This window comes from Calothrix sp. PCC 6303 (assembly GCF_000317435.1).
Classification (GTDB): domain Bacteria; phylum Cyanobacteriota; class Cyanobacteriia; order Cyanobacteriales; family Nostocaceae; genus PCC-6303.
Map to the genome: position 1 here is coordinate 849,268 of NC_019751.1, position 12,796 is coordinate 862,063.

At 40.3% G+C, this 12,796-nt stretch carries 12 protein-coding genes; 1 reads left to right on the top strand and 11 read right to left on the bottom strand.

Annotated elements, in window-relative coordinates:
* Positions 1-199 precede the first annotated feature (199 nt).
* The 10 genes from CAL6303_RS03490 to CAL6303_RS03525 form a co-directional block, all read right to left on the bottom strand.
* Positions 200-1,027: an Rpn family recombination-promoting nuclease/putative transposase gene (locus CAL6303_RS03490; protein ID WP_015196445.1), complete on the bottom strand. Its 828-nt coding sequence runs from the start codon at positions 1,025-1,027 to the stop codon at positions 200-202.
* Between the two features lie 68 nt (positions 1,028-1,095).
* Entirely contained in the window at positions 1,096-1,308 is a 213-nt protein-coding gene (locus CAL6303_RS28970; protein WP_083866291.1) for a hypothetical protein, read from the bottom strand.
* 257 nt (positions 1,309-1,565) lie between these two features.
* Positions 1,566-1,712, bottom strand: a complete 147-nt coding sequence (locus CAL6303_RS30210) for a hypothetical protein (protein WP_158333132.1) — start codon at positions 1,710-1,712, stop codon at positions 1,566-1,568.
* On the bottom strand, positions 1,703-1,975 hold the full coding sequence (locus CAL6303_RS03495) for a hypothetical protein (RefSeq protein ID WP_041739039.1): 273 nt from the start codon (positions 1,973-1,975) through the stop codon (positions 1,703-1,705). Before CAL6303_RS03495 ends, CAL6303_RS30210 begins: the two co-directional genes overlap by 10 nt.
* A 39-nt stretch (positions 1,976-2,014) precedes the next feature.
* Positions 2,015-2,239, bottom strand: coding sequence for a hypothetical protein (locus CAL6303_RS03500; protein ID WP_041739042.1), 225 nt, complete (start codon positions 2,237-2,239; stop codon positions 2,015-2,017).
* A gap of 3 nt (positions 2,240-2,242) precedes the next feature.
* Positions 2,243-3,124, bottom strand: a complete 882-nt coding sequence (truB, locus tag CAL6303_RS03505) for a tRNA pseudouridine(55) synthase TruB (protein WP_041740243.1) — start codon at positions 3,122-3,124, stop codon at positions 2,243-2,245.
* A gap of 576 nt (positions 3,125-3,700) precedes the next feature.
* The gene (locus CAL6303_RS03510; protein ID WP_015196447.1) at positions 3,701-6,292 is read right to left on the bottom strand and encodes an adenylate/guanylate cyclase domain-containing protein; all 2,592 of its coding nucleotides are present in this window, start codon (positions 6,290-6,292) and stop codon (positions 3,701-3,703) included.
* A gap of 86 nt (positions 6,293-6,378) precedes the next feature.
* Positions 6,379-6,558 carry a hypothetical protein gene (locus tag CAL6303_RS30215; RefSeq protein WP_015196448.1) on the bottom strand — a complete coding sequence of 60 codons (180 nt, stop codon included), beginning with the start codon at positions 6,556-6,558 and terminating at the stop codon, positions 6,379-6,381.
* 34 nt (positions 6,559-6,592) lie between these two features.
* A complete protein-coding gene (locus CAL6303_RS03520; RefSeq protein ID WP_015196449.1) occupies positions 6,593-8,371 on the bottom strand; it encodes a ShlB/FhaC/HecB family hemolysin secretion/activation protein in 1,779 nt (592 codons plus the stop codon).
* A gap of 317 nt (positions 8,372-8,688) precedes the next feature.
* Complete coding sequence (locus tag CAL6303_RS03525) at positions 8,689-9,885, bottom strand: RNA-guided endonuclease InsQ/TnpB family protein (protein WP_041740245.1); 1,197 nt, start codon at positions 9,883-9,885, stop codon at positions 8,689-8,691.
* Positions 9,886-10,147: 262 nt separating this feature from the next.
* Here CAL6303_RS03525 and CAL6303_RS03530 point away from each other — a divergent pair, with 262 nt between their 5' ends.
* Positions 10,148-11,443, top strand: coding sequence for an HlyD family secretion protein (locus CAL6303_RS03530; RefSeq protein WP_015196451.1), 1,296 nt, complete (start codon positions 10,148-10,150; stop codon positions 11,441-11,443).
* Between the two features lie 126 nt (positions 11,444-11,569).
* Here the strand turns inward: CAL6303_RS03530 and CAL6303_RS28325 are convergent, their stop codons facing one another.
* Positions 11,570-12,796: an RDD family protein gene (locus CAL6303_RS28325; RefSeq protein ID WP_015196452.1), complete on the bottom strand. Its 1,227-nt coding sequence runs from the start codon at positions 12,794-12,796 to the stop codon at positions 11,570-11,572.

Below are 12,796 nucleotides of genomic sequence, written 5' to 3' on the forward strand. Positions count from 1 at the left end.
TTGGGTTACGACGCAAATTAGATTTCTTTGTTTGCCCAAAATATCTCTCGTGCGTCTAACCACAACCTACAAATGCTACTAACTATTCCGCCGACAAAGGGGAAAGATACACGGTCAGTGATAGCATAATTATAAAGTTCATGGCGATACCTACGGTGGTAAACTACGCGCTAGAGAAAAGACAAATGCCATCGCGGATTTAGTTACCAAGTTGTGCAGCTTTTATCACATCATCCACACTTAAATCTAGAGCTTGCGCTATCTGTTCTACAGTTAACCCCGCAGCTAACATCGCTGGTACCGCAAGTAGCTTTCCTCTCAATTCTCCTTCCTGTCTACCTTTTTGCTCACCCTTTTGCTCACCTTCTTGTCTACCTTCGGCAAAAGCTTGTTGATAAACCCGCGTTTGCTTTAACTCGCTTAATCCAAACATTTGTTGTATCTCCTCAATATCCATTCTGGGAAATTTATAAACTAGAATCGTTTCGATTATTTGCAATAATTGCTGCTGTTGAGGTAGTGAACCTACTTCTTGGTTGGTTCTGGTAATTAAGTTCCTCGCTTGCTCGATTGCCCTGTTTTCATTTTCGATGATTAATTTAATCGTAGCAACACCAATGGGTAGGGATCTACTTTCCCCTAAATCATCAAGGTAGATGATGGTTACTCTTCCAGATACAAAGGATTCGCTGTAATGAGTTTTGGATGCAGTATCTATGTTGCGGTTAGGATAAATAACAAAAGCTAACCAATTATTTTCGGGTTGATTTTGGCGTAGGTATAAATTAATTTCTGTAAATAACCGCGAGTAAATGCCAGAATCCTCTTGAAACTGGATTTCTACAAAATAAATTGGCTGTTGTGAAGTTTCGGGGATGAATACACCGTCAATACGGAAAGCTGTTTGCTTAATTTCAACTGATGAAAATTGGTAGTCTGCTGCAACTTCGGGAGAATTACCAATTAGTTCAAAGAAGATGCTGGGAAATTCTTGAAATAGGCGATAAAAGATGCTGTCTGTTTTCACAAAGAGGAAAGATGCACGGTTAGTGATAGCATAATTATAGAGTTTATTGCGATACCTACGGTGGTAAACTACGCGCTAGAGAAAAGACAAATGCGATAATGCTGATTTTTGATCGACTCCAACAATTTCATCGCCCGCTCATAATTAGCATTATCGCCCTGCTGCTTGTACAATTCCCCAGCCTTTTGTACATCATGAATTGCCCCCTGCTTATCTCCCAAATCATCACGGACAATACCCCGGTTGTAGTAGGCTGCGGCATATTTCGGATCAAGTTTAATCGCTTCGCTGTAATCAGCTAACTGTACGTTCGCTTATTTTTAAACTCCAAATTGAATTAAAGCCTTAATTCAAAGGTAAAAGGGCTATTTTTAAGTAAGCAGGCAATACAAGGTAATATTTATTACCTTTATATTAGGTTCATAGAAGCATTTATTTAAGACGTAGAGGGGTATAAACCATAAAAATGGTTAAAACAAGGTTTTAGCTAAAAAAGCTTGAATTGGCTGTGGAGCCTAGATTGTAAGCCATGTAAGGGTTAATTAAATTTTCGGGTTAAAAATGAGCGAACGTCGAGAGCTAATGCACCCCGAAAATCCTTCTTGTAATATTTCTCATTTCCTTTAATCAAGAAATCATCTGGCTTCAACGCTGTCGCCACCACATCCGGTGGTTTCACTCCCACATCAATCCCACTTTTCCCATCTGCCGCAATGCCCAGTAAATTGTGATGCAACCCCCTGTCAATACCTTGGCTTGGCTTTTTTCATTTTCTCCCTGTTCGTCTCTTTTGCCGTGAATTGCTACCAATTCCCCATTATCATTGAGTACCACTCCTCCGGTCATCCCCCGCAGTGTCTCGTTGCTATAAAAGTTGCTATAAAATAGGTTGTAGCCTTCCCGTTGCGCTCTTCCGTTGGCGTTAACTTCACCACTACGAATAAACAAAGGGGAATCATTCAGAGTTCCTATTTTGGCGGGAAACCCTTATACATATACAGTTGTGGTACGAACTGCACCATCTGAATTCCCAATTTTAGCCACTGCATATTTATGGTTGCTGGTAAATTCGGCTATGGCTAAATCAAAACCTGGAATATCTTTATCTACTAAAGGTTTGATGTTTTTGAGTTGATAGCTTTTTTCATCAGGTGTAATTAGTTTTATTGTTGCTGCGTTGATCACCCTACTTAATATTTTATTAATAAACACCCTCTAAGAAATGGGTTCAAAAACCATTGCTGGAGTCAGTAAACCATCTAAATATTTACTAACACCGAGAAAAATACCATTTTCATTATAAATTCTCAAATTTTCACCTAACAATTGCTCTTCACAAATAATTTTTTGTCCCTGACACCAGCATTTTGCGTCATTTGCAGCCAAAGTTCGGGATGGAAGATATTCTAAAGGTGCATCGGAGAGGGTAGCTACAAAACTCCCATCTGTTACCTGTGCTTCTAAAGTTGTAATAGTGATACTGTCATCCAAACTAAAACCGCTACTTACAGTCCGCTGTAATCCTGCTAATGTACCACCAATATTTAAAGCCTCTCCCAAGTCACGCGCGATCGCACGAATGTAAGTACCCGCACCACAGGCTATACTCAGATCTAATTCTGGATATTCACCTTCACGCCAATCCAAGATATCAATTTGAGATACCACAACTGTTCGCATCGGTGCTTCTACTGCTACACCTTGACGTGCTAAATCATAAAGCCGTTTACCATCAACTTGAATCGCACTATAACTAGGTGGTATCTGCTCAATCCTACCAACAAATTGACCCAACTCAGCCTCAATTTGCTCTAAATTCAACCCTGTCACAGCTTGAGAACTAATTACTTCCCCTTCCAAATCATCAGTTGTTGTGCGTACACCAAACCGAATAGTTGCTTTATAAGCCTTATCACCAGGAAGATACTGTAACAATCTTGTTGCTTTCCCCAACGCAATCGGTAATACTCCAGTTGCCGCGGGATCTAGAGTTCCTGCATGTCCAACTTTTTTCATTCTAAGCAGTTTTCGGACTTTAGCAACACAGTCGTGAGAAGTCCAACCAAATGGTTTGTCGAGATTGAGAAAGCCTTGCACGATGAATAAGAAGCATTGAGAGATAATATCTTGAAGATACTGCAATTGGGCTGCAATACGATCAAATCTCAGAAAAATACTACCAAATTGACATTCCCCACGGTTGAAGAAGGAAGAAGAAAGAAGGGGGGTTTTGAAATGGGGATACCCTCCACCTACTGCCTTCTTTAATTCCACCTACTAGTCTGTCAATTTTATTTTGACGGTTCTGTACAAATCCACAATTCCGTAGAGACGCGAAATTACCCTGCGGGTAGACACGGAGTGGCTTCTGGAAGTAGCAAGCTACGCGTCTCTACAACCGTCATTTTTATCTTGACAGACTACTACCTACAAAAAACAGAAAAATAAAGGTAAAACTGTTCCCCGTTCCCTCTCCCCACTAGAAAACTTTTACAGCTAACGCTGCGCTAGGGGAACAGCAACCCCTAGCTAAGTGGCTACGCAAAATTCAATATATATTGTCATTGCGTAGCTTGCGAACCGTAGGGTAGAACGTAGACGGGGACTTCCCGCAGGGTAGCAATCCCAAGGATTTGAGCGTTTCTGAATGTATGATTAATTTTGCACTACTACTTATTTATCTTTAAATGTCCATACACCATCATCCCAATCATTATCAGATGGGGGACTTTGCAACCAATGCTGACAACGACGTACATGTAACATTGATGCGCGATCATTTTGGTCTATTTCCAAAATCTTTTGGAATTCGGCTTTTGCTGATTCAAATTGACGGTTGACGTAATAATCTCGTCCGCGATGATAATGTTCGATAATGGTGATTTTTTTGCCATCCACTGGATCACTACGTAAACCCACTAATTCATAAATTGCTACTGGCTCATTTCGACCTTTAACACGGATGTAATCTAATTCCCTTGCCCAAATTTTGTCTTGGCAAGGCTTATAAGTGTTATCGCTGAGGATAATATCACATGCATAATGTTTACTTACACTTTCTAGACGGGAACCTAAGTTAACACCATCACCAATGGCGGTAAATTCCATCCGTTTGCTGGAACCAATGTTACCGCTAATTACAGTATCAGAGTTGATGCCAATACCGATATCAATTCGGGGTTTATTGACGGCGTAACGCTGATGGTTGAATTCTTTTAGACGCTGCCGCATTTCCAAAGATGTACGAACTGCCATCCAAGCATGATCTTGGAGGGGTAGAGGTGAACCAAATACCGCCATAATGGCATCACCGATGTATTTATCTAGGGTTCCTTTGTGTTTGAATACTGCCTCAACCATGGATTCAAAGTATTCATTTAACATGCTTACCACTTCCTCTGCTTCCAGGTTTTCGGTGAGGGTGGTGTAACCGCGAATATCAGAAAATAGGATCGAAACCTCTTTGCGATCGCCTCCTAGCTTCGCATCGTCTAATTTCAATAATTCTTCGGCTAGTTCCTGTGTCATGTAGCGGTACATGGTGCTTTTGAGGCGCTTTTCGTCACTGATATCTTCCATAACTACCAATGCACCCCGCACCTGCTTGTGATCAACAGCATCAGCAATGCTGTTGATGGAAAGGTTGATACTATGTTGTTCTTTGGAACTACTCAACAGAATCCGATCGGGGTAATATTGTTGGCTATATTTAATATCCGTAACATCCAAGGCATCTTGATACCATTTGGTAAAGTCACCCTCTTTAATGGCAATGACATCTGCGATGGATTTACCTTCAAGGCGATCGTCTACTTCTAAACCTAGTAGACGTTTCGCGCTTTCGTTTGCAGCTATGATACTACCGTTTTTATCGGTGGAAATCACCCCATTGGAAAGACTTCGCAAGATATCCCGCTGCATCTGTTCCTGTTGCTTGACAGTATCAAACAATTGTGCGTTTTGGAGGGCAACCCCAGCTTGGATGTTGAAAGCTTCCATAAAGTCTTCATCGTTGCGATCAAAACTAGCTTGGAAGCATTCGGGGGCTTTGGGCCAACGGGCGGGGTTATAATTGGGAAAATCGCCTGTTTTCTTCTTATTAACTAACTGAGTCACACCAATTAATTTTTGATCGGCGTTGAAAACTGGCATACAAAGCAAACTACAGGTACGGTAGCCATTTTGTTGATCTAATTGTTTGGCGGTGTCAGAATCAAGATGATTGTACAAATCAAAGGCAATATTTAAGGTTTTTCCAGATGCGGCAACTTGCCCCACAAAACCCCTCCCAATGGGGACACGCATTTCTTTTTTAGAACCATCAGCTTGCGGTAACTTCGTCCACAGTTCAGTGCGATCGCTATTTAATAACCACAGTGTACTACGGTCGGCATTCATTAGTTCTTTTGCCTCATCCATCACCCGTTTGAGGGTATCTTCCAAATCCAAACTGCTTTGAGACAAGGATTTAATTGCCTTCATTAATGCCGCAGCTGCCCTTTGTTTTTGGGTAGCAACGTAAAATGAACGGGAGGATTCGAGAATCAGACGAATTGATAAGGCAAATTCTTGGAATAATTGTTCATCTGCGTGGCTAAATCCACACATATCAATGCGATTTTCCAACGGAATAGATTCATCACCGTGGTGAGATTTCAATTTATTCAGCAACTGTACCACAGCTACTAATTTCCCTTCTTCATTCAGTAGGGGTAATGCCAACATAGTGTAGGTGCGGTAACCAGTGCGTGTTTCCTGTTGTTTGGCAAAAATCGAGCGGGGATCATCATAAAAGTCAAAGGGAATATTGACGACTTTTTTGTTAACTGCCACTTCCCCAGCGATTCCCTTATCAGCAGGGATGCGAATTTCTAAAGTGCGATCGCCTTCACCAGCTGCGACAATAGACCATAGCTCTTGCTTTTCTTCATCTAGTAAAAATATTGTTGTTCTATCTGCTCCCAACAACTCCCCGGTTTTCAGGGTAATCGATTGTAACATTTCTTGGAGAACAGTTTCAAACCCTTGGGAATCTAGCATTGATAGGGTTTGATTGACAATTATCAGCTTTTGTTCGACTTCCGTCACCACCTGCTTAAAGGTATCTTTCGTCAGGGGTGCCAAAAAACTCGAAATTGTCCCCTGTCGTTGAGAAAGCGCACCAACTGGGACGGTTTGTGATGATTGTAAGTCGTGGTTGTCCTGATAACCAATACCAGCCATTAAATCAGTAGTTGTTTCGCAACTACGTTGTTGGAGATGCATAGTTAATTTTTGATATGAGATTTGATTTAAGGAGTTTTAACAGTGAACAGTTATCAGTTATCAGTAAAGAGTGATGTATTTATCATTTACATCAAAGTCCCCCACCTTGTTTGCTCTTCAGTAGAGTATTCAAGCGTCTCATGGAGAAGTGTCAAATTCCCAACTGAAACTGTGGTAGCTGTTCGCTGATAACCGATAACTGTTTTAACAATGTTTTTATGAATACGGGTGTTGTTTTTTGCTACAATATACTGAACAGTATCCATAGTTTAATCGTTGACAACGCTAGCGTCATCCTTGTTAAAACGGACTTGTTGTGATTGAAAAATACAATCCGCTTTCTTGCCACGTATGATCACGGGAATCTACCGATACCAGAGGGAATCCCCAATCCAGTCGTGCAGTTATGCGATCGCTTGTTAGCTGCAAGCCTAGTCCAACTCCTGCCAGGATGTTATTTGTGAGGGGATTTTTCCCGCCACTATTCCAAGCACTACCGAGATCAAAAAAGGGAACTAAATGAAGTGTGGTTTTTGACTTTTCCCACACAGGAACACGGGCTTCTGCTGACAGTAATAAACCGTTGTCTGCGAGTAAAAAGTCTTGGCGATAACCCCTAACACTACTTAAACCACCGAGAGCAAATTGCTCTGATGATAGAAGTTTTCGGTCAGATAACTGAAAATCACCACGTAATAAAAGTGACGTACTCTGTGACAGTAGACGTACCCATTGACCTTGACCACGCCAGGTAACAAAACGGCTATCGGGAGCATCGTCATTGATGGTAGCATCGAAAGCATCAACACCGAAACTAAATTGCGATCGCGCAGCAATAACTTGACGGCTATTTCGGGATGTCCATTCCTGAGAAAACCGCACTGCCGAAACCCGCGTTTCCCCTTTGGCATTTGCACCTACAGAAAGGGAATAAGGTTTATTTAGTAACGATGTTTCACTTTCCCGCCGTGATAAACTCAAACCCAAGGTAAAGTTTTTGCTAGGAGTTTGAATCAGTGGTTGCTGAAAGCTCAAATCGTAGTAGCGAGAATTTGAGCCAATATCCAAACGCTGAAACGGTTTTTCGATAATATTGCTGGATGCACTTCCATAGGAAAAATTTAAGGCTCCATTGTAGGCATTGACTGGTAAGTTGTAACTAAAATCTAAGCCGTCACTTCCATTCGTTTGACTATAACCAACTGATAAACTATCTCCTAAGCCCAATAAACTCCCTTCTGTAACTTGGAAACGACGACGAACACTACCAACGCTAGGGGAACGGCTATTATCCAAGCTAATTTGGCTACTAAAGGTATCAGGTTGTTTAATCTCGATTTCCAACAGGTTTAACCCAAAACGAGAACCAGTTATTAATTGCGCTGACAAATTTCCAATTAATGGATCTGATTGTAAAAGCTGTAAAGCTTTAAGTAAACGAGGTATATTTAGAGGCTTTTTACTTGCCAAAGCAATCCGACTTCGGACATAATCAGGCTGGAGACGACCTAACCCCAAAATATTAATAGCTTCTAATTCTCCCTCCACAATCTTGATTTTAACTACACTATCATCGAGGGTTTGGGGAATAATTACAGCGCCGGAAGTTAAGTAACCACGGTCGAGATATAGTTGTGTAATGAGCGAACGGGCTTGGAGTAATTGCGTTAAGGAAAGACGCTGATTAGTATAAGGTTTGAGAACCTCGCTCAACTCCCCTTGAGAAAATATCGTACTACCCTCAACCTGGAAAGATTTTACAAAAAAATCCCCAGAAACCGGTTTTTGTAATGGTTGAGAAGTTTCTGGTTCCAGCTTACCTGGATTCAACAGTTCGTTTGCAGGTGGTAACTTTGGCGGTAATTGGGGGATAGTGGGAGGAGTTGAAGGGGGAATAACATCTTGTGGTGGAATCTGAGCTTGAGCAGGAATACCGCTTAATATTAAGTAACTCAGTGATTGTACAATCGAGCTTTGCCCAGATTTCGCAAAAACACTAAACCAAGGAAAATCTAAAATAACATCATGCAAGTAACGTGTTAAATGGATCAAGCCTGAAGATAACTTGTATAGTGGCATTCAATATCCATTCCTTGAATAGTCCTGATTAAATAGTCCTGAGTGCCGAGTGCAAGGTTATCACCAAAGTTGAGGGATTGAATAGGGAAACAAGTGTGTTCTTTAAAGGAAATTATTTATAGTGTTCCCAAAGTTGAGGCAAAACTAACAGGAGTGGGAATTTTTACCTGAGGTAGGACAGCTAATCCTACCTACGTAGTGCTTGACTATACAAAAAAATGTGATCAATGGCTTAATCAACTCACAATAGATGACTTTCTTGACATACTCCCCGGCGTGTTGCTTGCCGCCGAAGGCTACGCACGGGGATTCTAGCTTCAAGCAGCAATTGCAGGACTAGCCTGTCTGACATCACCTAAGCTAACAGTCGATGCCCCGACTGCTTGAATATTTTTAGCGGCGTTTTCGTCTCTTCCATTAACCGATTGACAAGAGGGACAACGCCACTCTCGAACTGATAAATCTAGTTTTTCTAGAACGTGTCCACACTGAGAACAAGTCTTACTGCTGGGATACCATTGGTCAATGAACACAACTAATTTGTTTTTCTTCTTAGCAACCCATTCTAATATTTGTAGAAACTCACCGAAAGCCAAATCTGAGATTTTTCTACCCCAAAGACGTTGCATTCCCTTGAGATTTAGGGTTTCAAAGCAGAGAATATCAAACTTGTCAGTTAATTCATGGGCTAACTTCCAAAACCAATCACGCCTACGGTTAGAAATATCTTCGTATTTGCGTACTAAATTTTTCCTTGCCCGTTCTCGGTTAGCCGTTCGCGTAGCGTCTCCGAAGGAGACACCTTTTACTTTTCTGGAGTGGTGACGACTTGCGCTCTTTAGTATTTTCAGCGATTGCTTGAGGAATTGGGGAGACTCAATTTCAGCTCCATTTGAACAAGTGAGGAATGTACGCAAACCAAAATCAAAACCAGCGATTTTACTCGTCTTAACTTCAACTTCTGGTTTACTGCCTTCATCAAGCGCAAAGTCGGCGGGGTCGGTTTCCGTCCCGTCGAACTTTGTAAGAACAACCACAACCATAAACAACTCACCCAAAGGTGTACGCTTTATGGTCAAGGTTTTGACTGTTCCCTCAATCTCTCTAGACTTCCAAAACTGATAAACTCGACTACCAATTTTTACCCTATTGCTACCTAAAAACTTATATCCTGCTTGCTTTAGAGTGAATGACTTATACTTTTTTACCTTCTTAAATCCTGGCGGTCTAACTCCTTTTTTGTTGTGTTTAAAAAACAACTGGTAGGCTTTCTCAATGCGTTGACAAATATCTTGCACTGCTTGAGAACCTACTAACTGCCAAAACTCTTTGCGCTTACGAAGTTTTGCAATATGAGACTGAAGTTTTGCGCTCGGCAAGTGTTTACCCCACATCCGATAATATCTTTTGTGGAGAGCAATACAGTGGTTGTAGATTATCCCAGCAGCATTGATTGACCGCTTGAGAAATCTATTCCGCTTGTGTTGATATAACTTGAACTTCAGTGTTTTCATGCTAATAACGAACTTTGAGGCTTTAATTCCCCTGCCTAACGACGGCTGTCCGTTTTGTTTCGGGGAAAAATCCGCGTCACAAAAATTACTTGCGACTTGTTTTAATACCGCTCCATAGTCGGCATCCAAGTATATTATGTTTCCCGACTCCCAAATATATACCTTGATGTACTAGACTTGAGTCCCCATTTTCTGGTAGTAATCGTACATCGTTCAATTCCAATCTATCTGGATTCAATATGTTGCTCACCAGGGATAAAAAATGGAATACTCAAATTCTCCAACCAAGGTAGAACAGTTAGATACCAAAGTAGAAGGAGGAAAAATCGTCCTTTTAGAACCAACAATACCAGTTGTTGAAACTTTGGAAGTTCAACAATCCCCGTCAGTTAGTGAAAAATTAAATGTTCTTCGGCTGATTCTGCTAACCTTGTTTGGTGCTAGTGCGATCGCACTCTCAATTATCGGCTTACGTCGCTGGCAATATGCCCAAAGTTATGAGGAAACTAGTCGCGCATATGTGACTAATAATACTAGTTCTGTTTATTCGAGAATTTATGGTAAGGTATTAAAAGTCAACGTTAAAAACAATAAAATTGTCAAAAAAGGTTCAATTCTAGCTAATTTAGACCCCCAAGAGTATCAAACTAAGTTACGACAAGCCGAGGCTAATTTAGTTATATCTACTGAGCAAGCAAGAGTTTTACAGTTAAAGTTTAACGCGGCATCTCAAAGTCTGCAAAAAAAGAAAAAAGATCAAACACCGCAACCACAACTTGATGCGAGTATTGCCCAAGCATTAACAAGATTAAAAATTGCTCAAATTCAATTACGTCAATTTGAAACTAAGTTTATTCCCTCAGAACTAAATTATCAGCGCATTAACAAGTTACACCAAGCCGGATTTGTCAACATCACAGTTGTCAATCAAGCTAAATCGAAGTATGACAAGAATTTCATACAACGTCAAAAATTATTAGCACAAATTGCAGCACAGCAAAATGTAGTTAAGTTGGAAGCAAATAAGTTGGAAACCGCTACACAAAAACCTGATATTAGCCAGCAAGTAGAAGCACGGCTCCAACAAGCAAACCTTCAGCAGGAATATGAGATTAGTAGATTACATCAGCTTGCAGGCAAAAGCGCGATCGCGCAAGCCGAAAAACAACTAAAAATTGCTAAATATCAACTCAGCTACACAAAAATAGTCGCCCCCATAGATGCCAAGGTCGATATAGTTCGGGTACAAGTAGGAGATAAAATCAAACAAAAGCAACACCTAATTGCCCTAGAACAGCAAAAACCTTGGATAACCGCTAACTTTGAATCAAACCAGTTAAAAAGAATCAAAGCTGGACAAAACGTCCAAATTCAAATTAACTCTCTACCAAATCAAATTTTTTCCGGCAAAATTCAAAAAATCCTCCCCCCTAACAAGCTTTACCAATCACAAACACCCGTACAAATCACCTTTAACACAAAACCTTCACAAGCTGAACAATCCAAAATTATCTCCGGTGTCCCAGCAACAGTTAAAGTACAATTAAAAAATAAGTAATGAGTATGTTTTGTAACGGTAATTTAACAAGGCACTTTGCGAGGTCATCCGATGGAAGCAAACAGTGGATTAAGTATCCAATTAATTGTTGGAATCAGCGCTTAAACAATTAATCTTTCACCTTCCTCAGTTCGTCGTCCCTTGGTTGCTTGTAAAGCTTTCAAAAATCACAGGTGAACTTTCCCCACTATCATCACAATTAATAATTGTGACAGTTTGATCCAGTTCTCGACGCATAATTAGATTATCAGCAGAATAGGTTTTATCCTGCTGTTGAGTTTCCACATTTATGGGGTTAAAACCTAGCAAAATATATCCTTTCGCAGATTTATATAACTGCATAGTTTGATCAACCACCTTAAGATTTCCTGCTTCAAGAGTCACAATTCGCATTTTTCCTGACTGATCTTGCATTTTCAATCTCCCCACATAAGTATCTCCCCTTGTAGCCCATTCCAGCTTAAAATCTCCAGTAATATTATCGTTACTACCAGGATTAAGTATTAGTAAAGGTTTTCCACAGAGTTTATATGTGCGAGGAGCATCAAAATTACTAACTTTGATATCATCTAATGTGACTCCTTCTAAAAAAGCCATGACTTTAGTCGGAATATTAATTGTTTCTTGGGGTGCAATAGAATCTGTTGTTTCGGGAGTCCTTACTGGTGAAGATGTTGGTGCTACGGATGTTGTTTCTTGAGGAGCGCTAGCAGAATTTACACCTGAATTTTCCGATACGAAATTAGTTGTTGGCAATTGGGATAAAACTATCCTACCAACTAAAGTGGAAACAACTAATAAAACTGCCAATGGAGTCCAGTTAATCTTTCTATTTTGCCCTTGATCATTAACCACTAAACATCTAGCGATAATATCATGGAGAGCTTGTTTTTCTGGTGTAAACCAAGCCATTGAATAACCGATTACCAAAATCAAAAATGAAATTAGAGCTAGTAATGCAGTAATAATAAAGTATGGAGAATCTTCTGCTCCTGTACTTTGTCCTAATACTCCAATAAAAATCCCAACAAAAAGAACAACTAGCCAGATAGCCTTGCCAAAATATCTTACTGAGGCTTGAGCAAAAGAGATTCTCTGTCCATTTTTATTGGTGACACAAATCTCTAGTAACTTTTTTCCAAATGTAGCTTGGAGGCTGGAACTTTCCATCATAGAAAAGTAGAGCCAAGAAAATACCAAGCTAAATAGACCATGCATAATGTCTTGGACATTATTATATTCTTTAGGAGGAAATCCAAAAGGGATAACCTGTAAAAAAATTAAGATAATTCCATCAATTAAAGTGGCTACAAATCTTTTAAAAATTCCAGCATAAGGATTATTTAAAGACAT

Coding starts and splice junctions, on each gene's coding strand:
- CAL6303_RS03525 (WP_041740245.1), bottom strand. CDS start 9,885: ATGAAAACACTGAAGTTCAAGTTATATCAACACAAGCGGAATAGATTT.
- CAL6303_RS30215 (WP_015196448.1), bottom strand. CDS start 6,558: ATGGATACTGTTCAGTATATTGTAGCAAAAAACAACACCCGTATTCAT.
- CAL6303_RS03520 (WP_015196449.1), bottom strand. CDS start 8,371: ATGCCACTATACAAGTTATCTTCAGGCTTGATCCATTTAACACGTTAC.
- CAL6303_RS28325 (WP_015196452.1), bottom strand. CDS start 12,796: ATGTCTTTAAATAATCCTTATGCTGGAATTTTTAAAAGATTTGTAGCC.
- CAL6303_RS03530 (WP_015196451.1), top strand. CDS start 10,148: ATGGAATACTCAAATTCTCCAACCAAGGTAGAACAGTTAGATACCAAA.
- CAL6303_RS03510 (WP_015196447.1), bottom strand. CDS start 6,292: ATGCATCTCCAACAACGTAGTTGCGAAACAACTACTGATTTAATGGCT.